The 23,478-nt window shown below is 62.0% G+C and carries 24 protein-coding genes; 13 read left to right on the top strand and 11 right to left on the bottom strand.

What is annotated here, in order from left to right:
* Positions 1-17: 17 nt before the first annotated feature.
* Complete coding sequence (maiA, locus tag EN853_RS11720; RefSeq protein WP_127859871.1) at positions 18-668, bottom strand: maleylacetoacetate isomerase; 651 nt, start codon at positions 666-668, stop codon at positions 18-20.
* A gap of 4 nt (positions 669-672) precedes the next feature.
* Entirely contained in the window at positions 673-1,371 is a 699-nt protein-coding gene (locus EN853_RS11715) for a fumarylacetoacetate hydrolase family protein (RefSeq protein WP_127859872.1), read from the bottom strand.
* 208 nt (positions 1,372-1,579) lie between these two features.
* Between EN853_RS11715 and EN853_RS11710 the strand changes: the two genes are divergently transcribed.
* The gene (locus EN853_RS11710; protein WP_127859873.1) at positions 1,580-2,263 is read left to right on the top strand and encodes a response regulator transcription factor; all 684 of its coding nucleotides are present in this window, start codon (positions 1,580-1,582) and stop codon (positions 2,261-2,263) included.
* 6 nt (positions 2,264-2,269) lie between these two features.
* Here the strand turns inward: EN853_RS11710 and EN853_RS11705 are convergent, their stop codons facing one another.
* From EN853_RS11705 to EN853_RS11695, 3 genes are read right to left on the bottom strand one after another with little or no spacing between them, the layout of a single operon-like run.
* Entirely contained in the window at positions 2,270-3,610 is a 1,341-nt protein-coding gene (locus tag EN853_RS11705; protein ID WP_127859874.1) for a hybrid sensor histidine kinase/response regulator, read from the bottom strand.
* Between the two features lie 9 nt (positions 3,611-3,619).
* Positions 3,620-4,789, bottom strand: coding sequence for an FIST N-terminal domain-containing protein (locus EN853_RS11700; protein ID WP_245516941.1), 1,170 nt, complete (start codon positions 4,787-4,789; stop codon positions 3,620-3,622).
* 59 nt (positions 4,790-4,848) lie between these two features.
* The gene (locus EN853_RS11695; protein ID WP_127859876.1) at positions 4,849-5,073 is read right to left on the bottom strand and encodes a hypothetical protein; all 225 of its coding nucleotides are present in this window, start codon (positions 5,071-5,073) and stop codon (positions 4,849-4,851) included.
* On the opposite strand from EN853_RS11695, the gene EN853_RS11690 reads away from it, so the two are divergent.
* From EN853_RS11690 to EN853_RS11675, 4 genes are all read left to right on the top strand, one after another.
* Positions 5,072-5,572: a (2Fe-2S)-binding protein gene (locus EN853_RS11690; RefSeq protein WP_127859877.1), complete on the top strand. Its 501-nt coding sequence runs from the start codon at positions 5,072-5,074 to the stop codon at positions 5,570-5,572. The two genes, EN853_RS11695 and EN853_RS11690, sit on opposite strands and share 2 nt — an antisense overlap.
* 99 nt (positions 5,573-5,671) lie before the next feature.
* Complete coding sequence (locus EN853_RS11685) at positions 5,672-8,020, top strand: xanthine dehydrogenase family protein molybdopterin-binding subunit (RefSeq protein ID WP_127859878.1); 2,349 nt, start codon at positions 5,672-5,674, stop codon at positions 8,018-8,020.
* Between the two features lie 12 nt (positions 8,021-8,032).
* Positions 8,033-8,830, top strand: a complete 798-nt coding sequence (locus tag EN853_RS11680; protein WP_127859879.1) for a xanthine dehydrogenase family protein subunit M — start codon at positions 8,033-8,035, stop codon at positions 8,828-8,830.
* A 204-nt stretch (positions 8,831-9,034) separates the two neighbouring features.
* Positions 9,035-10,057: an acyltransferase gene (locus EN853_RS11675; protein WP_127859880.1), complete on the top strand. Its 1,023-nt coding sequence runs from the start codon at positions 9,035-9,037 to the stop codon at positions 10,055-10,057.
* A 9-nt stretch (positions 10,058-10,066) separates the two neighbouring features.
* On the opposite strand, the gene EN853_RS11670 is transcribed toward EN853_RS11675, so the two are convergent.
* Positions 10,067-10,555, bottom strand: a complete 489-nt coding sequence (locus tag EN853_RS11670; protein ID WP_127859881.1) for an SRPBCC family protein — start codon at positions 10,553-10,555, stop codon at positions 10,067-10,069.
* 196 nt (positions 10,556-10,751) lie between these two features.
* On the opposite strand from EN853_RS11670, the gene EN853_RS11665 reads away from it, so the two are divergent.
* A complete protein-coding gene (locus EN853_RS11665) occupies positions 10,752-11,423 on the top strand; it encodes a class I SAM-dependent methyltransferase (RefSeq protein WP_127859882.1) in 672 nt (223 codons plus the stop codon).
* A 46-nt stretch (positions 11,424-11,469) separates the two neighbouring features.
* Here EN853_RS11665 and EN853_RS11660 read toward each other — a convergent pair whose 3' ends face one another.
* Together EN853_RS11660 and EN853_RS11655 are read right to left on the bottom strand one after the other, a co-directional pair.
* On the bottom strand, positions 11,470-11,985 hold the full coding sequence (locus EN853_RS11660; RefSeq protein ID WP_127859883.1) for a GNAT family N-acetyltransferase: 516 nt from the start codon (positions 11,983-11,985) through the stop codon (positions 11,470-11,472).
* Complete coding sequence (locus EN853_RS11655) at positions 11,985-12,740, bottom strand: copper homeostasis protein CutC (protein WP_348631571.1); 756 nt, start codon at positions 12,738-12,740, stop codon at positions 11,985-11,987. The genes EN853_RS11660 and EN853_RS11655 overlap by 1 nt, the downstream gene beginning before the upstream one ends.
* Positions 12,741-13,054: 314 nt before the next feature.
* Between EN853_RS11655 and EN853_RS11650 the strand changes: the two genes are divergently transcribed.
* The gene (locus tag EN853_RS11650) at positions 13,055-13,486 is read left to right on the top strand and encodes a cupin domain-containing protein (RefSeq protein ID WP_127859884.1); all 432 of its coding nucleotides are present in this window, start codon (positions 13,055-13,057) and stop codon (positions 13,484-13,486) included.
* A 42-nt stretch (positions 13,487-13,528) separates the two neighbouring features.
* Here EN853_RS11650 and EN853_RS11645 read toward each other — a convergent pair whose 3' ends face one another.
* The 3 genes from EN853_RS11645 to EN853_RS11635 all read right to left on the bottom strand — a co-directional run bounded on the left by EN853_RS11645 (position 13,529) and on the right by EN853_RS11635 (position 14,601).
* Positions 13,529-13,849 (bottom strand): hypothetical protein, encoded by a 321-nt coding sequence (locus EN853_RS11645; RefSeq protein WP_135855917.1) that lies wholly within the window; start codon positions 13,847-13,849, stop codon positions 13,529-13,531.
* Between the two features lie 132 nt (positions 13,850-13,981).
* Positions 13,982-14,203 (bottom strand): hypothetical protein, encoded by a 222-nt coding sequence (locus EN853_RS11640; protein WP_127859886.1) that lies wholly within the window; start codon positions 14,201-14,203, stop codon positions 13,982-13,984.
* A 107-nt stretch (positions 14,204-14,310) separates the two neighbouring features.
* Positions 14,311-14,601: a hypothetical protein gene (locus EN853_RS11635; RefSeq protein ID WP_127859887.1), complete on the bottom strand. Its 291-nt coding sequence runs from the start codon at positions 14,599-14,601 to the stop codon at positions 14,311-14,313.
* Positions 14,602-14,806: 205 nt separating this feature from the next.
* Between EN853_RS11635 and EN853_RS11630 the strand changes: the two genes are divergently transcribed.
* From EN853_RS11630 to EN853_RS11605, 6 genes are all read left to right on the top strand, one after another.
* On the top strand, positions 14,807-15,964 hold the full coding sequence (locus EN853_RS11630) for a helix-turn-helix domain-containing protein (protein ID WP_245516932.1): 1,158 nt from the start codon (positions 14,807-14,809) through the stop codon (positions 15,962-15,964).
* Positions 15,965-16,658: 694 nt separating this feature from the next.
* On the top strand, positions 16,659-17,273 hold the full coding sequence (locus EN853_RS11625) for an RNA ligase family protein (RefSeq protein ID WP_245516931.1): 615 nt from the start codon (positions 16,659-16,661) through the stop codon (positions 17,271-17,273).
* A 373-nt stretch (positions 17,274-17,646) separates the two neighbouring features.
* A complete protein-coding gene (locus EN853_RS11620; RefSeq protein WP_127859994.1) occupies positions 17,647-19,296 on the top strand; it encodes an EAL domain-containing protein in 1,650 nt (549 codons plus the stop codon).
* A 116-nt stretch (positions 19,297-19,412) separates the two neighbouring features.
* A complete protein-coding gene (locus EN853_RS11615) occupies positions 19,413-19,940 on the top strand; it encodes a ubiquinone biosynthesis methyltransferase UbiE (RefSeq protein WP_348631570.1) in 528 nt (175 codons plus the stop codon).
* Positions 19,937-21,115, top strand: coding sequence for a class I SAM-dependent methyltransferase (locus tag EN853_RS11610; protein WP_127859888.1), 1,179 nt, complete (start codon positions 19,937-19,939; stop codon positions 21,113-21,115). The genes EN853_RS11615 and EN853_RS11610 overlap by 4 nt, the downstream gene beginning before the upstream one ends.
* The gene (locus EN853_RS11605; RefSeq protein ID WP_127859996.1) at positions 21,112-23,478 is read left to right on the top strand and encodes a SpoIIE family protein phosphatase; all 2,367 of its coding nucleotides are present in this window, start codon (positions 21,112-21,114) and stop codon (positions 23,476-23,478) included. The genes EN853_RS11610 and EN853_RS11605 overlap by 4 nt, the downstream gene beginning before the upstream one ends.

Below are 23,478 nucleotides of genomic sequence, written 5' to 3'. Positions count from 1 at the left end.
GGAAGTCCTTCAGCGGATTATTCAGCATCGATCTGGTTCTGCGGCGCGGCTTTCTGGAAGGCCGGCAGCGCCATGCAGGCGGCGTGGATGCGCGAGATGACCGGGTAGGGCGCCATGTCGACGCCGAAGCGGGCGTTGTTGGTGACCTGGGCGGCGAGGCAGATATCGGCCAGCCCCGGCGAATCGCCATGGCAGAATGTGGCGGTCGCGGGCGACGAGGCAAGGATCTTTTCAAGCGGCTGGAAACCTTCGTTCACCCAGTGCCGGAACCAGTTGACGACATCTTCGTCGCCGGCGCCGAACAGTGTGCGCAGTGAGGTGAGCACGCGCAGATTGTTCACCGGATGGATGTCGCAGGCGATCATCTGCGCCAGCATCCTGACGCGGGCGCGTCCCAAAGCGTCCTTCGGCAGCAGCGGCGGCTCGGGCGCGATCTCGTCGAGGTATTCGATGATCGCCAGCGACTGGGTCAAAAGCGTGCCGCCGTCCAGCACCAGCGCCGGCACCAGACCTTGCGGGTTGACCGCGAGATAGGCGGCTTCGAGATGCTCGCCGTGGCGCAAATGATGCGGCACATAGGTGTAGCTAAGCCCCTTCATCTCCAGCGCGATCCGCACCCGGTAGGAGGTGGAGGAGCGATAGTAATTGTGAAGGACTAGGTCGCTCATCGGATCAGCACCTCGGCTGGCCGATCGTGACCTCGATCGTACCGATACCGTCGACGCCGCCGGTGATCCTGTCGCCCGCCTCAACCGCGCCGACGCCGGCCGGCGTGCCGGTGAAGATCAGGTCGCCTGGCTGAAGCTCGATCGCCTCGCTGCAGATCGAGACGACATCGGCGACAGGCCAGATCAGCTCGGCGAGATCGCCATCCTGTCTTACGTCACCATTGACTGCGAGCCAGATGCGGCCCCTGTCGGGATGGCCTGACCTTGCTGCCGGAACCAGCGGGCCACAGGGCGCGGAGCAGTCGAAGGCCTTCGACCAATCCCAAGGGCGGGCGGCTTTCTTGGCCTGGTCCTGCAGGTCGCGGCGGGTCAAGTCGACGCCGACGCCGTAGCCCCAGACATGGGCAAGCGCCTCGGTACGAGGGATACGGAAGCTAGCCTTGCCGATCGCGACGACCAGCTCGATCTCGTGATGGAGATTGGCGGTCAAAGGCGGGTAGGGGATATCCGCGCCGCTGTCGACCACGGCGTCGGCCGGCTTGGTGAAGAAGAAGGGCGGATCGCGCTCGTCATTGCCGAACTCGCGCGCATGGGCTGCGTAATTGCGGCCGACGCAGAAGATGCGGCGCACGGCAAACCGCTCCGCCGAGCCGGCGACGGCTACCGAAGCGATCGCGGGCGGAGGGAGGACGAAGTCTGGCATGGGCTGTCTCTGCGCTGGCATGGATCGTTTGCACCTTCGGCCGATTTCGACGGACGGGCAAGGCTCTATGGCCCTGAAAACATTGGCCCTGTCGTTTGCACGACAATGCGCGGTATCATCGGGCGATATACTATTTGCCAATAATCTGGCGATGGTCACGGGACTATCCTGTGCCGGCTGAAACCGAACCGATGCCCGAACCAATGCAATGACCGCCGTCAACGATCGCGCCCGCTTCCTGATCATCGACGACCATCCGCTGTTTCGCGAGGCGCTGCACAGCGCCGTGCAGATGGCCTATCCGGACGTCGACACGGTCGAGGCGCGCTCGATCGCTGAAGCGATCGAGCTCCTTGCAGACGCAAAGCCGTTCGACCTCGCGCTGCTCGATCTCAGCATGCCCGACGTGCACGGTTTCGAGGGACTGTTGCAGCTTAGGACCCGCTATCCGCGGCTGCCGGTGGTGATCGTGTCGGGCTATGAGGAGCCGAAGATCATTTCCGAGGCGCTGTCCTATGGCGCGGCCGGCTTCATCCCGAAATCGGCGCGCAAGAGCGACCTCGCCGCCGCCATCCGCTCGGTGATGGACGGCGCCGTCTATGTGCCGGAAAACTACGAGGGACAGCCGCCGGACCCCGACAGCACCGATCGCGCCGACATGGTGCAGCGCCTGGCCAGGCTGACGCCGCAGCAGCTCAGGGTACTGCAGATGCTGCGCCAGGGCATGCTCAACAAGCAGATCGCCTATGAGCTGCAGGTGGGCGAGACCACGGTGAAGGCCCATGTCTCGGAGATTTTGCGCAAGCTCAATGTGTATAGCCGGACGCAAGCGGTGATCGAGGTCTCGAAGCTCGACAATGCGGAGCTGTTCCGGGACCAGGCGGGGTTTTGAGGGTTTCTAAGCCAGAAGATGCGCCAATAGCGCGCGCAGTTGCGCCGGTTTCAGCGGTTTGCGCATCAGCTCGATGCCGGCGGCGCGGGCGGCTTTGGCGACGAGCTCGGAGCCGTCGGCGGTGACGATCAGCGCCGGCACGGGGCGGCCGAGATAGTCGCGCACTTCGGCTATCGTGGCCGTGCCGAGGTCGCCGCCGTCGAGATGCTGGTCGGCGATGATGATGTCGGGCACCCAGGCGGTGTCGCCGATGAGGTCGAGCGCGTCGTCAGTCGAGGTCGCGGCGCGCACCAGGCATTGCCAGCGCTCGAGCAGCGAGGTCATGGCGCTCAGCACATCGGCGTCGTTCTCGACCAGCAGCACCTTGGTGCCGAACAGACCGTAGCCGCGCGGACGTTCCATGTCGCCGGCGCCCGTGGCTTGCTCGGTCGCCTGGAGCATTCCAACCGGCACGTCGATGTGGAAGATCGTGCCGCGTCCGACCTTCGAGGAAAAGGTGACGGGATGCCCGAGCGCGGCCGCCATGCGGCGCACGATAGCGAGGCCAAGGCCAAGGCCGCCTGCCAGGCCCGCGTCCGTCAGGGTGGACGTTCCGCGGTGGAATTCTTCGAACACCGCCTCGCGCTGGTCGTCCGGGATGCCGCAGCCGGTGTCGGCTACATCGATGCGTATCGTGTCGCCGCGATGCCTGGTGCCTACCAGAACGCCGCCGGAGCGGGTGTAGCGCAGCGCGTTGGACAGGATGTTCTGCAGGATGCGGCGCAGCAGCGTGCGGTCGGAGCGGACGACGACATTGACCGGCCGGAACTTCAGCGACAGGCACTTCTTCTCCGCTTCGGGCAGGAAATCCGAGCGCAGGGAGGAAAACAGTGCCTCCAGGCTGACATCGCCGATTTCGGGCTGTACCACGCCGGCGTCGAGCTTGGAGATGTCGAGAAGCGTGCGCAGCAGGTCTTCCATCGTCTCCAGCGAGCGCTCGACCTGGCGCACCAGCTTTCTGCCCTCATCGCTGGTCTGGACTTCGGCCAGCGCCGAGACCGACAGGTGAGCGGCGTTGAGCGGCTGCAGCACGTCGTGGCTGGCGGCGGCGAGGAACCTGGTCTTGGAAAGGTTCGCCAGCTCGGCCGTTTCCTTGGCCGCGACGAGATCGACGTTCGACTGCTCAAGCCGCCGCAGCGTCGCATGCAGTTCCTCCGTGCGGGTGCGCACCCGGTTCTCCAGCGAGATCGCGGTCTGGAACAAAGAGAAGGCGTTGCCCTGCTGATCCATCGAGCGCTCGACGCGGCTGACCAGGGCGGCGTTGATCTTCTTCAGCTTCTCGATGTCGTCGATTTTCTGGAGCGGCATGCGGTTTGCTCACTCGGCCGCCTGGCGCTCGCCGAAGGCGATGCCGGTAAAGGTCTGGTTGAGATGCATCGAGCGGTACTGCTCGCCATAGGTGCCGAAACCGATGACGTTGTTGGTCCGGTAGAGTTCGGAAATCTCGCGGAAGACCTGGCGGTTGCGTGCGTCGAGCCTGCGCAGCACGCAGTCGAAGCCGAGCACCATATCGATGCCGCCGAGCTTGCGCTCGACGTCTAGCAGGGCGGCCCGCGTCGCTTCCACCATGTTCTTCGGCTGCGCGATGGACAGAACGACACCGTCCTCGATGGCGCAGAAGAACGACAGCGAGCCGTCGGGATGCATGCGCTGGATCGAGCGGCAATAATATTCGCCCCCCACCTTCACCACGACAGGGTGGGAGGCAAAGCTCAAGGGTGTCAGCATATGCGGCACGATGCCGACGGAGGCGGCATATTCCTCCGCTGCGTTGGTGGCGTTGAATTCGCTGACGATGCGATGGTCGGGATCGGAGGCCGTCACCACCAGCTTCTCGTCGGTGGGGATGAAATTGTCGGTCTTGAAGACGTGGAAGGGGACTTCGGTGGCGATCAGCACAATGATGGCGCTATCAGAAGTGACCTTGCCGTTCGAGATCAGACTGGTCGTCTGGAATTTCAGATCGTCGCCCGCCGAGCCGCCGATGAGCGGGATGTCGTCCAGCCCCCAGTGGATAGCCGAGGTCACCGCTTCTTCGGCATAGGAAAGCCCGTCGATGAAGCACAGAGCAAAGACGCTCTTCGCCCGTTCCTGGCTGGCTCGGCCGCGCAGCAGGCGCCGTAGCGCCGCGACCTCGCCGGTGATCGCATCCATGCTGGAGGAGGAGAGGTTCTCGACCATGGTGCTGACGGTCGAAAATGACGCCGACGGCAAAAGCAGTGCAAGCAGATGGCCTTCCTCCAACCCTTGCGGCGTGATCTCGCCGGCGGTCGAGCAGCCGGCATAGGCAAGCGAGGGCGCATGCAGCTTCAGCGCATCCGCCAATGTCGATGCGTCGACAAGGCTTTGGGAGAAGAACAGCAGCGCGAAACCGGCGTCGACGGCTGCCGCTTCGGCCGCAATGGCCTCGGCAAAAGCATCTGGGTCGGGCTCATCCGTGGTGAGCGCCGAGAGGCCGCATGCGTAGCGCGTGCTCGAGCTGGCCAGCTTGCCTTCTCCTGCAATTCCTCCAACGCTGTTTTTGTGCGTGTCTTTTTTTGTGCGTGTCAGGCACGCGTGCGTCGGAGGCCATCTTTGCCTTCAATCCCGCGTTTGGCAATGGGGACGGTTGCTGCGCTGCACAGCGTTTTTGCCATGATCGAAAGTACAATGGAGCCGGCGCTGGCAGCGCTGTTTTGCCCGTTGTACGGTATGGCAATAACGCACTGCCGAAGCTTCAGCACGGCATCGGCAACGCGATAAACCAAGGTTATACCCAGGGGAGGTTGCATGTCGGACGTTTCGTTCACGGTGAATGGGAAGCGGGTCAGCGGGAGCGTCGAAGACCGAACGCTGCTGGTGCATTTCCTGAGAGAAAACCTTGGTCTCACCGGCACCCATGTCGGCTGCGATACCTCGCAATGCGGCACGTGCGTGGTGCATGTTGACGGCAGGGCGGTGAAATCCTGCTCGATGCTCGCCGTGCAGGCTTCGGGGTCGACCATCGTCACCATCGAGGGGCTGGCAAACGGCGCCGACCTGCATCCGGTTCAGGCGGCGTTCAAGGAACATCACGGGCTGCAATGCGGCTTCTGCACGCCGGGCATGATCATGACGGCGACGGATATGATCGCACGCCATCCGCAAGGCCTAGACGAGGCCACCGTGCGCGCCGAGCTCGATGGCAATATCTGCCGCTGCACCGGCTACCACAACATCGTGAAGGCGATCCTCGCTGCGTCGCAAGCAATGGCGAAGGGCGCCAAGGGCAAGGCCAGACAGGCAGCGTGAGATGGATATGGCAGTAGGCAGTGGGCAATAGGGATTAGGAGCAAATTCCCTACGGCCTAAGCCCTACTCACCACTCCCTAAATTCCGGAGGAATTTCTGATGGGTATCGAAGGTGTCGGCGCTCGCGTGGCGCGCAAGGAAGACAAGAGGTTCATCACCGGGGGCGGCCGCTATGTCGACGACATGGTGGTTCCCGGCATGAAGCATGCGGTGTTCGTGCGCAGCCCGCACGCGCACGCGCAGATCAAGAAGATCGACGTCAGGCAGGCGCAAGCCATGCCCGGCGTCGTCGGCGTGCTGACGGGCAAGGAGCTCAAGGCCGACGGCATCGGCAACCTGATCTGCGGCTGGATGATCCATTCCAAGGACGGCACGCCGATGAAGATGGGTGCCTGGTCGCCGCTCGCGGTCGACAAGGTGCGCTATGTCGGCGACGCCGTCGTCATCGTCATCGCCGACACCAAGGGCCAGGCGCGCGATGCCGCGGAAGCGGTCGAGATCACCTACAAGGAACTGAAGGCGGTGGTCGAGGCGACCAAGGCGCTCGAAAAGGGCGCGCCGCAGATTCATGCCGAGGCCGAGAACAATCTGATCTTCGACTGGGAGATCGGCGACGGCAAGGCAACCGACGCCGCGATCAAGTCGGCGGCGCACGTCACGCGCATGAAGATCGTCAACAACCGCCTGGTGCCGAACGCCATGGAGCCGCGCGCGGCGCTTGGCCACTACGACAAGGCCGAGGACCACTACACCTGCTGGACAACCTCGCAGAACCCGCATGTCGCGCGGCTGGTGATGAGTGCCTTCTACAATGTCGCGCCGGAGAACAAGCTCAGGGTGATCGCGCCCGACGTCGGTGGCGGCTTCGGCTCCAAGATCTACATCTATCCGGAAGAGATCGTTTGCCTTTGGGCGTCGAAGAAGACCGGCGTTCCAGTCAAATGGGTCGCCGACCGCACGGAGAGCTTCCTCGCCGACGCGCACGGCCGCGACCATGTCTCGACGGTGGAAATGGCCTTCGACAAGGACAATCGGATCACGGGCCTCAGGGTCGACACGATAGCCAATCTCGGCGCCTACATGTCGCTGTTCTCGTCCTGCGTGCCGACCTATCTCTACGCCACTCTGCTGTCGGGCCAGTACAACATTCCGGCCATTCACGCCAATGTGCGCACCGTCTACACCAACACCGCACCGGTGGACGCCTATCGTGGGGCCGGGCGTCCTGAAGCGACCTATCTTCTGGAGCGAACGATGGAGACGGCCGCGCGCGAGCTTGCCGTGTCGCCGGCGGAATTGAGACGCAAGAACTTCATCACGTCCTTCCCGCACCAGACGCCGGTGATCATGAACTATGATGCCGGCGACTATGCCGCCTCGCTCGACGCGGCGATGAAGGCGGCCGACTATGCCGGTTTCACCAAGAGGAAGGCGGAGGCCGCCAAGCGCGGCAAGCTGCGCGGCATCGGCATGAGCTGCTACATCGAGGCCTGCGGCATCGCTCCGTCGGCGGCGGTCGGTTCGCTCGGCGCCGGTGTCGGTCTCTGGGAATCGGCGGAAGTGCGGGTCAACGCCATCGGCACCATCGAGGTGCTGACCGGCTCGCACAGCCATGGCCAAGGCCACGAGACGACCTTCGCACAAGTGGTCAACCAGCGCTTCGGCGTGCCGATCGATTCGGTCTCGATCGTCCATGGCGACACCGACAAAGTACAGATGGGCATGGGCACCTACGGCTCGCGCTCGGGCGCTGTAGGCTTGTCGGCGCTCGTCAAGGCCCTCGACAAGGTCGAGGCCAAGGCGAAGAAGATCGCGGCGCATCTGCTCGAGGCCGATGAGGGCGACATCGTCATCGAGAACGGCGAGGTCAAGGTCGCCGGCACCGACAAGAGCCTGCCGTGGTTCCAGGTGGCGCTCGCCGCCTACACCGCGCACAACCTGCCGGCAGGCATGGAGCCGGGCCTCAAGGAGACTGCCTTCTACGATCCGGCGAACTTCACCTTCCCGGCCGGCTGCTACATCAGCGAGGTCGAGATCGACCCGGAGACCGGCGTCACCGAAATTGTCCAGTTCGTCGCGGCGGACGATTTCGGCAACATCATCAATCCGATGATCGTCGAAGGGCAGGTGCATGGCGGCATCGCGCAGGGCGTCGGCCAGGCGCTGCTGGAAGGCGCCCATTATGACGCCAGCGGGCAGCTGCTGACGGCGAGTTATATGGATTATACGATGCCCCGCGCCGACGACCTGCCGTCGTTCAAGGTCTCGACCTCGAACACGCCTTGCCCCAGCAATCCTCTGGGTATCAAGGGCTGCGGCGAGGCCGGCGCCATCGGCTCGCCGCCGGCGGTGATCAACGCCATCACCGACGCGCTCGGCGTCGTCGACATCGCCATGCCGGCATCGCCGTCGACCGTGTGGTCGGCCATTCGCGCCAAGAAGCACTGAGGAGGAGCAAAGATGTATTCGGTCAATTACCATCGCGCCGCCTCGGTCGCTGACGCCGCCAAATTGTTGAAGAGGGGCGATGCCAAGCTGCTCTCCGGCGGCATGACGCTGATTCCGGCCATGAAGACGCGGCTTGCCGCTCCTTCCGATCTGGTCGACGTGTCGCGGCTGAAGGACCTGCAGGGCGTCAAGGTGTCCGGCAAGACGGTCACCATCGGTGCCGCGACGACGCACTACGATGTCTCCAACGACGAAAAGCTCAAGAAGGCCTGCCCGGCGCTCGCGCATATGGCTTCGCTGATCGGCGACCCGGCAGTGCGCTACAAGGGCACGATCGGCGGCTCGATCGCCAACAACGATCCGGCGGCCGACTATCCGGCGGCGCTGCTGGCATTGGGAGCGACCATCGTCACCAACAAGCGCCAGATTGCTGCCGACAAATTCTTCAAGGGGCTGTTCGAGACAGCGTTGAAGGAGGGCGAGATCATCACAGCGGTGACCTTCACCGCGCCTGCCAAGGCGGCTTATCAAAAATTCCGCAACCCGGCTTCGCGCTACGCGATCGTCGGGGTGTTCGTGACCAAGGGCAAGGAAGGGGTGAGGGCGGCGGTCACCGGCGCCGGCGACGATGGCGTCTTCCGCTCCAAGGAAATCGAAGCGGCGCTGGCGAAGAATTTCGACGCCTCGGCGCTCGACGGCCTCAAAGTGCCGGCAAAGGGCTTGATGAGCGACATCCATGCCTCTGCCGACTATCGCGCCAATCTGATCGCGGTGATGGCAAGACGCGCAGTAGCCGCTGCCAACGCCTGAACGCTCTCCGGCGGAGTGAAAGGAAGGGGCCGTCGCGGCCCCTTTTCCTTTTGTATTCGCAACCACTTGGCGGGAATTACCTGAGAATTCGCGGCTTCGCACTTGCACAATATTATCCCGCACTGCAAAATAAACGCGGCGGGAAACGAAGCGGTTCCAGGCACGGCTATCCGTGCCGGGGGCCATCGAGTTGCGAAGGACGGCATGACCGACATCTCCGCGACGGCCGGTGTCCTGCCACGGGCCGCAGCCGACAAAGCGGCACGGACAAGGCTGGCCTATCTCGACGGCTGGCGCGGCCTGTCGATCGCTCTGGTGCTGATCGGCCACTTCTTTCCGGTTCCCGGCATCAACCTCGGCGTGCTCGGCGTCGAGTTCTTCTTCGTGCTCAGCGGCCGGCTGATGGGCGAGATCCTGTTCATCGAGCGCTTTCCGCTGAAGAAATTCTTCAAGCGCCGCTTCTCGCGCATCTATCCGGCGCTGCTGGTGTTCGTGATAGCCGCCATGATCGGGCTTTCCGGCACTTTCATCGCCTTCAAGTGGAAGGCGGCGCTGACGGCGCTGACCTTCACCTACAACTATGCCGGCATTCTCGTTAACCGCGCCGGCGCCCTCGACCATATCTGGTCACTCGCCATTGAAGAGCATTCCTATGTCATCCTGGCGCTGATCAGCGTTGTGGTGTCAGGGCGCGTAAATGTCGTGCGGCTGCTGGTGGCACTCTCCGTGCTGGCCATGGCCAACGGCGCCATCTCCTACTGGGTCCTCGGCATGGACTACGAGACAAGCTACTGGCGCACCGACGTTCATATCGCCTCGATCCTGCTGTCGGCGGCGCTCTGCCTGCTCAAGGCCGACGGACGGCTGCCGGCATTCCTCAGGAACCAGCATGTGGCGCTTGCGGCTGCTGCGGGCGCGGTCTTGCTGTTCCTCGATCCGGTGCCGACGCCCGTGCATTATTTGTTGGGCGTGCCGCTGCTCGCGCTTGCCGTCAACACGCTCGACTTCGCCGGCGGCTACCTGACCGGAGTGCTGGCGTCGCGGCCGATGGTGATGCTGGGGCTATGGTCTTATTCGCTCTATCTCTGGCAGCAGCCCTTCTACAAATTCGTCTACGACCGCGGGGCCGCGCCGATCCCGATGCTGGCCGCGGTCTTCGCCTGCGCGCTGGCGAGCTACTATATCGTCGAAAAACCGGCGCGGGGCTGGCTCAATCGCAATTGGTAAAGGCGCAGGCTATGCCGCCTTGCCGCTCTTTTGCGCGGCCAGATAGCGGCGAAGTCCGGCTTCGCCGCGCGGCGTCGTCCAGCGGTGGTTCCAGGCAAAGGCAGGCCTGAGCAGCGGCGCCAGGAATTTGAGGATCGGCCTTTCCACTATGACCTGCCAGGTGAGCTTCACATGCGTTCCGGTCCCGGACGGCGACAGTTCCGCCCGCCACAGGCCATCGAAATCGCCGAACGTCTTCACCACCACCAGACGTCCCGGCTCGAGCTCGGCCGCCTCGATGATGAAGTTCAGCTCGTAGGGCAGGGCGCCCCGAGCCCTGGCTCTCGCCCGCGCGCCGACGACACCTTTGCCCTTCCTGTCGAGCGGCTCGACCTCCTTGTAGGCGTCGCCCCACCAGAGCGGCAGCAACTCGGCGTCGGACAAAACGTCCCACACTTCCTGCGGCGTCCCTTCCGGTATGTCCCAGCTCTCGTCGAAGCGGAAGACGTTGCTTGGCATGATTTGGCGCCCTCTATGGCGAAAGCCGCTTAGATTAGCGGCGACTGTTTCATCGTGCCAGTGCCCCTCGTTGCCGTCTTAGAGCGGTTCCTTTCTTTTGAAATCGGCAACTCGCTCCGACTATTTTGTTTCGGTTCGATTTGGCTGCAAAATGCTCTAGTTGATCTATTTGCCCCGATGCACCTCAAGAACCCACATGAGCAAGCCTGATCCCGACGAAGTCTCCCGCCAATTGGCCGCCCGCTCGCTCGCCAACGACGATCCGACCGGCTGGTTTGAAGTGCTCTATCGCGCCGCGGAAGCCGGCGAGACGCAGGTGCCATGGGAGCGGAAGGCCCCCAATGCGTTGCTTGCCGAATGGGTGGCCGGCAGCGATGGCCACGGTAAGCGCGCCATCGTCATCGGTTTTGGCACCGGTCAGGACTCGGAGTTCATCGCCTCGATCGGCTATGACACCACCGCCTTCGAGGTTGCCGCCACCGCCGTCTCTGCCGCGCGGCGGCACTTTCCCAATTCGAGGGTCGACTATGTCGAGGCCGATCTCCTCGCCCTTCCGGCCCAGTGGATCGGCCGCTTCGAACTCGTCGTCGAGTGCCTCACCGTGCAGTCTCTGCCGCGCCCGCTGCGCGCTCAGGCAATCGCTGCCGTTGTGAGCCTCCTAGCCCCGGGCGGCAGGCTGATCGTTGTCGCCACCTCGATCGACCCCGCCGGCGACCTGAACGCTGGTCCGCCCTGGCCGCTGACCGAAGCCGAGATCGGCATCTTCTGCAGGCCTGGGATCACCGTCGTCAGGCAAGAGCATCTCTCCTTCGCGGACGATCCCGGCTTTGGACGGTGGCGCATCGAGTTCGCGCGTGAAAGTCCATAGACGTTTGTTTCCACGCAATTCCGAACGGAAAATCGCTGCGCACTTTTCATGGAATTGCGTTAGCCGGTATCGGCTTGGCGTAATAGCGCACCGACTTCTCGCCGCCGTGGATCACGGCATCGCCGACCTCTCCGAAGCCGAGCGCGGCGTGGAACGCATCCGAGGCCGGGTTCGGTGGATCGGCATTGACCTCGCAGGTGACGATGTCGTAGCCGGCGCGCCGCGCATGGTCGAACAGATCTTCGTAGAGGCGCCGGGCATGGCCGCGACCACGCGCCTCGGCCGCGACCACCACGCGGTCCACATAGACGAAGCGCGGATAGCGCTCGCGAAACCAGAGGAAGTTCGGGCTGTCGTAGCGCGCGTCCTGATCGAAGCACATGATGAAGGCTTCGAGCGCGCCGATGCGGCGCGTGTGGAAAGCCTGGCCGATGAGGAAGGATAGTCGTTCCGGCTCCAGCCAGGACAATTCGGCGGCATGCTCGTTGTTGAGAACGAGAATGGCGGGCTCGTCGGCGGGCAAGACCCGTTCGATCGGCAGCCGGTCCTTCGTCTCAGCCATCACGTCCTCGCGGCTGCGATGGTGGCCGCCACCAGCGCTTCGTCGGTGACGGTGTTGCGGTATTCGCGATCGAGGTCGGTGCCGCCCATGCCGACATTCGGGTTGCGGTAGCGCATGGCGCTCGGCATGTCGGCAAGCGCTGCGAAATGCATCTCGCTCAGCCCGGTTCGCCTGCGGACTTCGCCGATATTGTCGGGCGCCAGCCCGCCGCAGCCGAGGATGATAATGCGTTCGCCCGCCTGGCGGACAAGCAGCGCCAGCAGGTCGGCGCCTTCCAGCGCCGTGTCGCGCTGGCCGCTGGTCAGCACGCGGCCGACCTTGCAGCGAATCAGCGCTTCGAGCGCTTCTGCCGGATTGCGCGTCATGTCGAAGGCTCGGTGGCAGGTGACGTTGAGTGGTCCAGCGGCGCGAACCAGTTCGCTCATGCGCACCTCGTCGATCGTCCCGTCAGCGGTCAGGCAGCCGACGACGACGCCCGTCACGCCGAGGTCGCGCAGGGCGCCGACATCGGCGACCATCGATTGGTATTCCGCCTCGCTATAGAGAAAATCGCCGCCGCGCGGACGCACGATGACATGGAAGGGTATGGTCGCCCGTTCAAGTGCTGCACGCACCGTGCCGAGGCTCGGCGTGATGCCGCCTTCGACGAGGCTGGCGCAAAGCTCGACGCGGTCGGCGCCGGCGGCCTGCGCGGCGAGCAGCCCGTCGATGCCTTCGACGCAAATTTCGATCAGGGGCAGTCGGGCGTCGCTCACAGGTATCCATCCATGCTTCAAATTGAGTGACCTGCCCTAGCATCGGGACGACTGTCGTGAAAGGCGCAACGATCGATTCAAGGCCCGCTCCGATGGTTGCGGCACCGAGGTGCCGCGGGCCGGGCGCGTCGATCGCTCGCGAATGTCGCTTCTTTCTCTGATTTGGCAAGAAGGCGACGAGGTCGATCGAAGCGCAGGGCGGCGCCGTTCGCCTGCTGGCCTGAGTACGGCTCGCGTTTTCTCAAAGACACCGCAGTCGTGCTTGCGCGCGAGTGCTTGCCGCGCGATGGTCGTGCTGCTTTCGGAGAGGACTCATGCGAAACACCATGGCATCGGCGCTGCTGCTGGCGGCCGCGCTTTCTTCAACCGCCGCCAACGCTCTGGACAGTTCCGGCACCCCGGTCGTCGTGACGCCGCTGGCATCCAGAACGACGACAGCTTCCGGCCAGCCGATCACGCTGCCGCAGAAGAATGTCGAGGTCCAGGTTTCGGCCTATCAGATCGCGCCGGGCGCGACGCTCCCGGTGCACAAGCATCCTTTCCCGCGCTACGCCTATGTCGAGGCCGGCACGCTCAAGGTCACCAATGTCGAGACCGGCAGCAGCAACACCTACAAGACCGGCGATTTCATCGTCGAGATGATCGGCCAGTGGCACCAGGCCACCAATATCGGCACCGATCCAGTCAGCTTGCTGGTGATCGACCAGGTCGAACAGGGCGCCAAGAATACGATCTTGCGGAATTGACGCGACGCATTGAGGCGGACCGGTGCACCAAGCGTGGCCTGCTCATTGCACCGCCATGCCGACGAGGGCTTGCGCGTGAGCATGGAGCTTGCGGGCGGCCTGCCGGTATTCGATCTCATCACCGCTGCATACAACCATGAACTGCGCAGCAAATTCCTGCGGGGTTCCGGCAGGCGTTGCGAGCATGGCGTCCACGATTTTGGACATCTCGCGGTACACGCGTTTCAGATCGTTGTCGGAAATATCGAAGGAGATCGAATCCCTCAGCGCGGCCCAACGCCGGAAACCTGCCGCTATCGGGCTTTCGTTCAGGTTTGCGGCGGAAACCGCTGCGGCGTCTCCACTGGATGAGATGGAGACCATTGCAACCTGGTACGGCACGTCTGCTCATCGCATGAAACGTCATGTCCAAGTCCTTACGGTTGAAGATGGCTTCTATCGCCGGCTATCCGATGCCGCATTGCGCTGGATCAATATCGGGAACGGCCGGCAATCCTATCCCGTGACCTTTTGCCGGAGGGATCTGACCGCCTCCAGCAGTTCGCGCTCGCTGGTGTGAGCATTTCGAAAGACGGCTACAACCATCGCCGCCAGAATTTCCGCCTTCGGGTCCAAGGGATCGAGCTGTTCGTCCGCGCAGAGCTGATTGAACACGCGTTCGCAAACAGCCAGATCGAGAGGGCTAAGACAGGTGCGATTAAAACGCTGACGCAGCATTGTGCGACCCTTTCAGGCCCGCCGCTCGTGCTTTTGCGGCGGGCTTTTATCACTGAGGCTTGAGCGGTAATGTCGTGAATAGTATTGTAGAACTATCACTCGACACCTTATGACTGCGCTACAAATATCCCCAAAATCTGCGCGCACTCGCGAGATCTATATTGTCCAGAGATCATCAGCTGATAATAGTCTCTCCTCTTGTTTTCTGGTATATGAAAGCCGCGTCGAAAATCCGCCGCCTCCTTTGGAGTTCTTGTGCAGCCAAGTTTGCTGGCGCTGACTTTCAAACTCCCCAGTGAGCATCCGATCTTTGCCGCAATATCTTTCAATGGTTCGTTATTAACGTATCCATCAAGAATTATCTTGCGGCGAGCTTCTCCTTTGATCTTATCGTTCATTTCGTGGTCTCCTCAACATCGCTTTCACGATGCCTGATTCTATACCCACTGGTTTGAAGAGTGTCGTTATCGTCGCATCCAGAAACTTATCTCGGGATGCATTTCTTACTGTAATCCAGCGTGAACGCCGATGCGATCTACAGGCTTGTCAGATGCCCAGGATACACCACATGATTGCGCGGGCATGGGCATACCGGATTCGGATATGGCACCACGCGCGGTGGACGCTAAGAAGCAAGACGAGGCGCATGCTGGGCAGGCGCCGGAACGTGAGCGACGTCGTTGGTCACGCGACGCTCAGCCGCCCGATGAGGCCGCTCCGCCACCCGCGCCGGTGCTGGAGCCGCTGTCCTTTTCAACGATAAAACTGCCGCCACAGGATCAATTCGCCGCTTGGCAAGCGCATGTGGCGCCGCTAGTTGAGGTCAAGCTGCCGGACAACAAGTCGCTGGACGACGGCTTTCCCGCCGACCACACGGCTTGGAATCTCGGTGGCATGCTGATCGTTCAACAGCGCGCCCCTGCACATAGTTACACGCGTTCCACGGCGAAGCTTCGCTCGAGCTCGATCGACCATTGGTATGTCGTGTTGCCGCATACTGGCCGGTCATGGACGGAGGTCGATCGCCGCGTCGCGGAGGGCCAGCCGGGCAAATTGGAAATCAGGTCGCTTGGTTACCCATTTCGCGGCAGGGCAACGGATTCCGAAGGTCTCTTCCTCTATTTGCCGCGCGATTTGTTCGCCGATGCGGCGGCAACCCTCGACGCCAAGAACAATTCAATTTTGTCCGGCAATTTTGCCAGCCTCTTGGTCGACTACATCAACAGCATCGAAGCAAGACTGCGAAGTCTCACGGCGGAAGATCTGCCGCGCATCGTGCATGCAACACGCAGCATGATCATAGCCTGCCTCGCGCCGCCTGCGGAGCATGCCGCGGCCGCCGAACAATTGGCGAGTGTCGCGCTCATGGAGCGAGCGCGCCGATACGTCCATCAAAATCTGGAAGCGGCAAATCTGACCCCGGACTCAATGTGCCGGGCGCTCGGCGTCTCACGCTCTCGTCTGTATCAGTTGTTCGAACCGAGCGGCGGTGTTCTCCACTACATCCAAAGTCGCCGACTTTTGGCAGCCCATCTCGCGCTCAGCGATCCGGCGGACAGCCGACGCATTGTCGAAATTGCGGAAGCCTTCGGGTTCAGTTCGGCGGCAAACTTCAGCCGGGCCTTCAGCAAGGAATTCGGTTACAGCCCCCGCGAAGGTCGCAGGACGATGGTCTTGCCGCGTTCCGCCAACCCAGTTTCGCCTGGCGGGCACGAGAACGGCTCTTCCTTTGAAGGATGGCTCAAGGCGCTTGGAAGCTGAACGCAGCATCAGCGGCGATTGAGATCGGCGACATTTCATCGGAATGCCGCCCGGAGGTCTGCCGGGTGCCGGGCGGCAATCCTTGCTGCCGGGGCAGGGCGACCGCGGGACTGACGGCTTCCGAAACAGCACAAGCCTTGCGAGGGATGCCGCGCCGATATCGAGATATGTACGCCCGGATAAGTATTTGGATGCGCAGCTAACGACAGTGCGACCTTATTCGTAGATGTTGGCGATGACTTTAGCGGGGGCTCGGCACAGGCGGCAGGTTTTCCAAGTTGGGGGGAATATCGCACCGCCTGTGCCGCTCGCGCCACCGCTATCCGTCAAAAATGGTGGCGTAATTGAGTTGGTGTACCGGGGGGCGGCCGGCTGGAGTTCATTCCGCCACAGACGGCTAGTGGGGGCTCGACGGCTTAGTTGGGGGCTCGGCACAGGCGGCAGGTGTCCAAGTTGGGAGATGCCGGATCGCCTGTGCCGCTCGCGCCACCGCCATCCCTCAAAGACGGTGGCGTAGTTGGGTAAGCGTGACAAGCTGGACGGTGGCCAGCTGGGTTCATTCCGCCGCAGAACGGCTAGTGGGGGCTCGATGGCTTAGTGGGGGCTCGGCACAGGCGGCAGGTGTCCAAGTTGGAGGATGCCGGATCGCCTGTGCCGCTCGCGCCACCGCTATCCGTCAAAGATGGTGGCGTAGTTGGGTAAGCGTGACACGCTGGACGGCGATCGGCTGGAGTTCATTCCGCCGCAGATGCCAACTCTTGTCGAGCAGCCGCCCCAAGATGAGGGGTGGGTTCACGAGGCCAAGCTCGACGGCTACCGCACGCAAATCATCATCGATAAAGGCGGCGTGCGTCTCTACAACAAGAACGGCCGTAACTGGACGACAAGATATTGGCCTATCGCATTGGCGGTCGAACTGCCGTGCCGGGCCGCCATTCTCGACGGCGAGGTGATTGTGTCCGGCGAGCGGGGTACGCCCGATTCCCCTGCGCTGGAAGCCGCGATCTGGAAGGAGCCGAGCCGTCTGGTGTTCGTCGCGTTCGACATTCTCCATCTCGACGGTCGCAATCTTGCCGACTTGCCCCTGCTGCAGCGCAAGCAAATCCTAAGGCAACTGGTTGAGCCTGGCGTCGGTAAGATCCAATACAGCGAACATTTTGATGGCGATGCACTGGCGATCTTTCGCGCCATCGAGAAGACAGGGCTTGATGGCGTCATCTCGAAACGCGCCGACAGCCCCTACCGGAGTGGGCCGTCGAAAACGTGGCTGAAAACCAGATATTCGAGACAGCCGATATCGAATCGCTAGGTCTGTGATCGAACCCGGGCCGCGAAATCCGCTCCGTCTTGTGCGTCGCAATATTTCGAATCACGCCGATGCCTGCGGCAATTGTCTGAAAATTACCAATCTATTAACAATTAATGATTGCTCGTCGTGTGGATAATCGGCCGTCAGTCACTGCCGGAGCATGCTTTGCGACTACGCCGCACACGGCGCTTGTTAGGAATGCGAGTTGAAAGTTTGCCAAGCTTGACGGTTATGCTATTTTTCAACTGGGGGAGCACATTGGCACCGCCTGTGGAGGTGGCACTTGCATCCAAAGGCCTCGGACGCCGGCAAGGAGAGTAAGGGGCCTTCCCCCGACGCTCCACATATCGCCGAAGCGCTTCTCGCTGACCTGTTGTCGAACACCGCCGATCTCGTGTCATTCTATGATCGCGACTTCCGCCTGACGCACTACGCGGCCGGGCTCAAAGGCATGCATGGTGGCGCAGTGGCGCTGGGTGCTGCCATTTGGGAGATCTATCCGGGCTTCCTCGATTCGAGCTGTCGCGACGAATTCCTTCGGGTGTTCCAGGGCGGCACTCCGGCGAGCATCGACTTGCCCCGATCACGGGGCCAAGCGCCCCGGTCCGTTTTCGTCTTCGGCACTGCAAATGGCGTCGGAATCATCGAATCGAGGGAACATGGCGGGCGGAGCGCAGCGGAGGAGCAGGAGCACGTAATTCTGCTCCATCAGGCGACGCACGACGTGCTGACCGGACTGCAGAATCGGCGGCGATTCGGCGAGCGGCTGCAGCAAGCGCTGGCCTCCATCGGCGGAACAAAGCCGAAAGCCGCCCTGCTGCAAATCGACCTTGACGATTTCAAAGCGGTCAACGACACGCTCGGCCACGGCGCGGGCGACACGCTTCTTCAACTCGCGGCAGGCCGAATCCGCGACGCGCTGCGGGATGGCGAGTCCGCGTACCGGTATGCCGGCGATGAGTTCGCTGTCATCCAAGTGGGCAAGGAGCAGCCCGCGGAGGCCGAGCGCCTAGCCGGATCGCTGATCGACGCGTTCAAGGAGCCGTTCGTCATCAACGGCATCGCCGTCTTCGTTGGCTCGAGTATCGGAATTGCCTTCGGGCCGGAGCACGGGACGGATGGCGAGCAGCTGATGAAAGCCGCTGACATTGCCCTTTACGCAGCCAAGACGGATGGACGCGGTTGCGCTCGAACGTTCAACCGTTCGATGCTGCTCTTGCTCGAGCAGCGCGAGAATCTCAGGCGCAGCCTTCGAGCCGCGCTGGAGCGGGGCGAGCTCTATCTTGAGTATCAGCCGCTCATTCGGCCGCCTTCGTCGGTGATCGGTTTCGAAGCGCTGCTGCGGTGGCGGCACCCCGAAATCGGGATTATTCCGCCCAGCGTGTTCATACCCATTGCCGAAGCCGACGGTCTTATGGACGAGATCGGACGATGGGTGCTCGAGCAAGCCTGTCGCCAGGCGCTGACGTGGCCTTCCTCGCTGACAGTCGCAGTCAACCTGTCGCCGGCTCAGTTCCTGAGCGGTTCGCTGACAGACACGGTCGCTCAGATCATCGACGAAGTTGGAATCCGAGCTGATAGAATTGAACTCGAGATAACCGAAACGGTTCTTCTCGAGAAGACGATCGACAATATCGACACGTTGAATACCTTGAACGTCTTGGGGATACGAATTTCGCTCGATGATTTTGGAACGTACTATTCATCGTTGAGCTATCTAAAGAATTTTCCATTCGACACCTTGAAGATAGATCAATACTTCATCGCGGACCTGGAAACCGATCTGAAAGGCCAGACGATCGTGCGATCTATCATCAGCCTGGCGCACGGCTTGGGAATAAGCGTCACCGCCGAGGGGGTCGAGACGTCGGCACAAGCACGTTGGCTTATCAAGGAAAATTGCGATTGCCTGCAGGGTAATCTTCTGGGGCGGCCGCTCGATGCCGAGGCAACCGGCGATTTCATCAGGCTGTCCTCGCCGAAGGGGATACGAACGATGGAGGGCTCAAATCGGGCGCTCTAGCGCCCCTTTGTAGTGGAGCTGCGGAAGCGATCGAGGCAGATATCACCGGCGGTCGAACTTTCCGCCTTGGCGGTCATAGCGCGCCACTTGGTTCGAACACCGATGGATAAGTGAGGATGCCGATGGGATCTCTTCATCATGACTTGGCTGGCGAGCCGACTTTTGAGCCGATGGTCCAGATCGACATGGAAATCAAGGCGTTTGTCTCCGCCTGGAGACACTGCGATTACGTCTCGACCTACATGGCCCGCATGATCAGTCAAAACAGGTCAGACTCGGTCAGGCATTCAAACCTCTTTTCTTCCGCCTTCAACGAATTGCTGGAAGTCGCGTTTCGTACGCGCCATGCCGAGGGCGAACTGGCTTGCAGGGTGTCTCGCCATGGCGCCACGGACAGGATCGAGCTGACATTTCCGTGCGTGCCGGAGGAACGCCAATTCTACCAGGAGGCCGTGTCGCAAGTCGCGGGACTTGAGGCAAGGGAGCGATACCTCAATTCCGTGTCCGGGGATCTCGCGCCCAGCCGGGAGATCGTGCTCCTGGAACTGGCTGTCGACTACAACGCGACGCTCAGGGTAGAGGAAACCGACGGCGACGCGATCAAGCTTGTCGTGGATTTGCCGCTCGAGGGGCCGCAACATTGACCCCTTACAACCTCCTCCCGCGCTTCAAGGCGCAATACGACGCGAACAACCAGGAGTTTTCCATATCCGGGGTGGTCCGGCCCCAGGCGATCGACGAGCTTGGGCCGAGCCTGACATTGCTTCGTGATGCCATCGACCGCGTGCGCGGCGTCCTGTACGTCAATGTCAGACGCCTGACGCAGATGAACAACGCTGCATTTCATGCCTTTTCGAGGATCATTATCGACGCTTGCCGCGCTCGACCTGAGCTCAAATTTGTCGTCATCACGTCAAGCGTCGTTGGATGGACCTCGCGAAAATTCGGTCGATTGAGCGGAATCGAACCGAACATCGCTGTCGAGGAGTATGACAGCCATTTCTATCCGGGGCAGGGCTTCCTCGAGGAAGGCGGGTTCGTCCCTATCCTGCGCACACAGACGAAGATGACATGGCGCCACGAGCGCGCAATCCTGCCGCGGCACGGCATGAAGCCCGAGATCGTCATGGCCGACATCTGTTGCGGGATCGGTGATTTCGCCGTGCTGGTGCAGAAGGAGTTCCAGCCATCGCGGATCGTCGCCCTCGACCACTCGGTTTCGAGCCTGAACTACGCTCGACGAGTGATGCGGGAATTCGATATCCGGGGCATCGAATATACCTATGGCGATGCATCGGAAATGCTGCTCGACGAAGCGCAGTTTGACCTGGTCACCTGTCGGCATTCCCTGCAAATCTTCAATCGACCGGAACTCATCCTTAAGGAACTTTACCGCATATGCAAACCAGGCGGTCGGGTTTACATCACCAACGAGAAGAATTCGCATTGCCTCGGCGAGCCGCGCGCCGAAAGCATTGGATGGACCTACAACGAGGTGGCGAAGCTGTTCGGTCATTTCGAGATGGATGTCGAGCTTGGGCCCAAGAGCCGGCGATACCTGATCGAGGCCGGATTCGAAGACATCCGCGTCGAGACCTTCATGGTCACCAACCTGGACGGCGATCCGCAGGACTTTGCCGACATCATTGAAGCGTGGGCGAATGTCTATGCGGGCGAGATGGCGACCAGACGCGGCGACGGACCGGAGTTCGTCGCACGGTTCCGGCAGGGCTTCCAGGACCACATTTTCGCCGCGCTCCATCCCAAAGGTTATGCGGGGTGGCCGATCTGGGTCGCATCGGGGCGACGGCCGCAATGAAAGCCGACAGCGAGCCTACACCGCGTTTCGGCCTGCGCTCTTTTCGAGCGAAGTTCGTACTGGTGGTCGGCGGCGCTGTTCTGTTCGACCTCCTGCTGAGCGGTGGCCTGGCACTTTGGAACGTTCAAAAGCTATCGCGCGACGCCACATCGGAAGTCGGCGAGGGCCTGACGACCGCGAACCAGGAATACATTCGGTCCTATGCCGAGTCGACGGCGTCAAGCGTCGACCTGCTGCTCGATCGAGTCCACGGGGATGTCAAGGCACTGGCCGGCGTGCTGCAGGGCCAGATCAACGATCCGGCGAGGCAGCAACAGGTCGGAGCGACGCTCGCACATCAAGCGCCCGGCTCCGTGAAGGTCGTCTACGACGCGCAAGGTGATTGGGCGCAGAACTTGCCGGGCACGCCTTCCGTGGTCAGCGTCTGGGGCTATCTGCTGGGCGCCGACCACAAACCGCTGCCGGGCGTCCAGCAGGAAATTGACGACAGCACCGTGATCGATCTCGTCGCGCCGACCCTGATGGCCAGCGGGTCGTCCAAGCTGCAGATGTACTATATCGGCCCAAAGGAACGGCCGATCTTCAGGACGGTGCCGTACACGGACCAAGCGCAGACCTTCGACCGGCTCTATCCAGGCCACAACAAGGCGGAGTTCTGGGAGTTCTTCTTTCCGGGAATCTATGGCTCTTGGCAGCAATGGGCCGGGGATCCGGCGTCGCGTCCGGTCCCTGACGATATTACGCAGACGGCGCCCTACACCGATGCAATCACGGGAAAGCTGATCGTCAGCTTCTTCCAACCGTTGTGGGCGCGCAATCGCGCCGGTATCGCCGGCATAGCCGGGGCGGACATCACCCTCGACCAACTCGCGGAAGTCGTCGAACGCGTGAAGATCGCCGAAACCGGGTTCGGCTTCCTTACGATGTCGACCGGCAACGTGGTGGCGATCAATCCGTCGGGCCAGGCGATCATCGGCCTGACGTCGTCGAGCGATGCGGGCACGCAGGGCGTCACCGGCCTGGAGAGGTCGCTGCGGGCAAGCGCGCAGCCTGCTATCGCATCGCTGCCGCTCGACCAGAACAATGACGGCGTCATCCAGCATATCATGCTCGATAACCAGGGCGAACGCGTACCCTATATTGTCGTCCTCAAGCGGTTGAAGCCGATCAATCTCTGGAGTTCGGGGCCCATCAAGTCCGAGACGATGTCGGTCGGGATCGTCGTTCCCGAACGGGAGATCTATGCGTCCCTGTTCGCCGCGCAGCGGAGCATTTCGCGCGCAACCAACCGCATCCTGCTCTTTCAGATCGGCGCGATCATCGTTTCGCTTATGATTGTCTTTGCGGCCGTGCTTGGAATTTCAAAGCGCATCACCGCGGGTCTCAGGGCGCTTGCCAGCGCCGCGCAGAGGCTCCAGTCCAAAGACTATTCAGTGCGCGTGAGCATTCCGACACGCGACGAGGTTGGAGCGGCAGGCATCGCCTTCAACCGCATGGCTGAGGAGATCAGCTTTCACACGGAAAACCTCGAGCAACTTGTCGACGAACGGACCAGGGAGCTTGGGGACGCAAATCAGGAGATTTCCGCACTCAACGAGAAGCTGCGGGACGAGAACGTCCGCCTCGGCGCCGAACTCGCGGTTGCCAGGCAGATCCAGATGATGGTCCTGCCGAAACCATTCGAGCTCGAATCTATACCGGGGCTGGAGATCGCAGCCTACATGCGGCCGGCCGACGAGGTCGGCGGAGACTACTACGACGTCCTGCGGAACGGGTCACGGGTCAAGATCGGCATCGGCGACGTGACCGGCCATGGTCTCGAGAGCGGCGTGCTGATGCTGATGGTCCAATCCGTTGCACGCGCCTTGCAGGAGGCCAACGAAGGGGATCCGCACCAGTTTCTGGTTCGGCTGAACAGCGCGATCTACAAGAACATCGAGCGGACGAACACCGACAAGCATCTCTCGCTGGCCTTTCTTGACTTCGAGGACGGGCGGGTAACGCTGTCCGGCCAGCATGAGGACGTTCTCGTCGTGCGCGCGGATGGGGACATCGAACGTATCGATACGCTCGATCTGGGTCTGCCGGTTGGCCTGGAGAATGACATCTCGCAGTTTATCGACACGCGTGACATCGTGTTCAGCACCGGCGACGTGATCGTGTTGCACACCGACGGAGTGACCGAGGCGGAGGACGAAGACAGAAGACTGTTCGGGTTCGATCGGCTCTGCAAGAGCGTGCAAAAACGCCATGGCAGCAGCGCCGAGGAAATCAAGACCGGGATCATCGAGGATCTGATGGCCCATGTCGGAATCCAGAAGATCCACGACGACATTACCCTCGTGATCATAAGGCGCACTTAG

Origin of the sequence: Mesorhizobium sp. M1C.F.Ca.ET.210.01.1.1 (genome assembly GCF_004791585.1) — a bacterium.
Lineage (GTDB): Bacteria > Pseudomonadota > Alphaproteobacteria > Rhizobiales > Rhizobiaceae > Mesorhizobium.
This window is presented reverse-complemented; position numbering and strand designations above follow the sequence as displayed.

What these genes read in the sequence shown, in the direction of transcription:
- EN853_RS11685 (WP_127859878.1), top strand. Translation starts at nt 5,672, where the DNA reads ATGGGTATCGAAGGTGTCGGCGCTCGCGTGGCGCGCAAGGAAGACAAG.
- EN853_RS11645 (WP_135855917.1), bottom strand. Translation starts at nt 13,849, where the DNA reads ATGGTCTCCATCTCATCCAGTGGAGACGCCGCAGCGGTTTCCGCCGCA.
- EN853_RS11605 (WP_127859996.1), top strand. Translation starts at nt 21,112, where the DNA reads ATGAAAGCCGACAGCGAGCCTACACCGCGTTTCGGCCTGCGCTCTTTT.
- maiA (WP_127859871.1), bottom strand. Translation starts at nt 668, where the DNA reads ATGAGCGACCTAGTCCTTCACAATTACTATCGCTCCTCCACCTCCTAC.
- EN853_RS11680 (WP_127859879.1), top strand. Translation starts at nt 8,033, where the DNA reads ATGTATTCGGTCAATTACCATCGCGCCGCCTCGGTCGCTGACGCCGCC.
- EN853_RS11670 (WP_127859881.1), bottom strand. Translation starts at nt 10,555, where the DNA reads ATGCCAAGCAACGTCTTCCGCTTCGACGAGAGCTGGGACATACCGGAA.
- EN853_RS11665 (WP_127859882.1), top strand. Translation starts at nt 10,752, where the DNA reads ATGAGCAAGCCTGATCCCGACGAAGTCTCCCGCCAATTGGCCGCCCGC.
- EN853_RS11715 (WP_127859872.1), bottom strand. Translation starts at nt 1,371, where the DNA reads ATGCCAGACTTCGTCCTCCCTCCGCCCGCGATCGCTTCGGTAGCCGTC.
- EN853_RS11710 (WP_127859873.1), top strand. Translation starts at nt 1,580, where the DNA reads ATGACCGCCGTCAACGATCGCGCCCGCTTCCTGATCATCGACGACCAT.
- EN853_RS11695 (WP_127859876.1), bottom strand. Translation starts at nt 5,073, where the DNA reads ATGCAACCTCCCCTGGGTATAACCTTGGTTTATCGCGTTGCCGATGCC.
- EN853_RS11640 (WP_127859886.1), bottom strand. Translation starts at nt 14,203, where the DNA reads ATGCTGCGTCAGCGTTTTAATCGCACCTGTCTTAGCCCTCTCGATCTG.
- EN853_RS11675 (WP_127859880.1), top strand. Translation starts at nt 9,035, where the DNA reads ATGACCGACATCTCCGCGACGGCCGGTGTCCTGCCACGGGCCGCAGCC.
- EN853_RS11705 (WP_127859874.1), bottom strand. Translation starts at nt 3,610, where the DNA reads ATGCCGCTCCAGAAAATCGACGACATCGAGAAGCTGAAGAAGATCAAC.
- EN853_RS11650 (WP_127859884.1), top strand. Translation starts at nt 13,055, where the DNA reads ATGCGAAACACCATGGCATCGGCGCTGCTGCTGGCGGCCGCGCTTTCT.
- EN853_RS11660 (WP_127859883.1), bottom strand. Translation starts at nt 11,985, where the DNA reads ATGGCTGAGACGAAGGACCGGCTGCCGATCGAACGGGTCTTGCCCGCC.
- EN853_RS11630 (WP_245516932.1), top strand. Translation starts at nt 14,807, where the DNA reads ATGGCACCACGCGCGGTGGACGCTAAGAAGCAAGACGAGGCGCATGCT.
- EN853_RS11615 (WP_348631570.1), top strand. Translation starts at nt 19,413, where the DNA reads ATGCCGATGGGATCTCTTCATCATGACTTGGCTGGCGAGCCGACTTTT.
- EN853_RS11635 (WP_127859887.1), bottom strand. Translation starts at nt 14,601, where the DNA reads ATGAACGATAAGATCAAAGGAGAAGCTCGCCGCAAGATAATTCTTGAT.
- EN853_RS11690 (WP_127859877.1), top strand. Translation starts at nt 5,072, where the DNA reads ATGTCGGACGTTTCGTTCACGGTGAATGGGAAGCGGGTCAGCGGGAGC.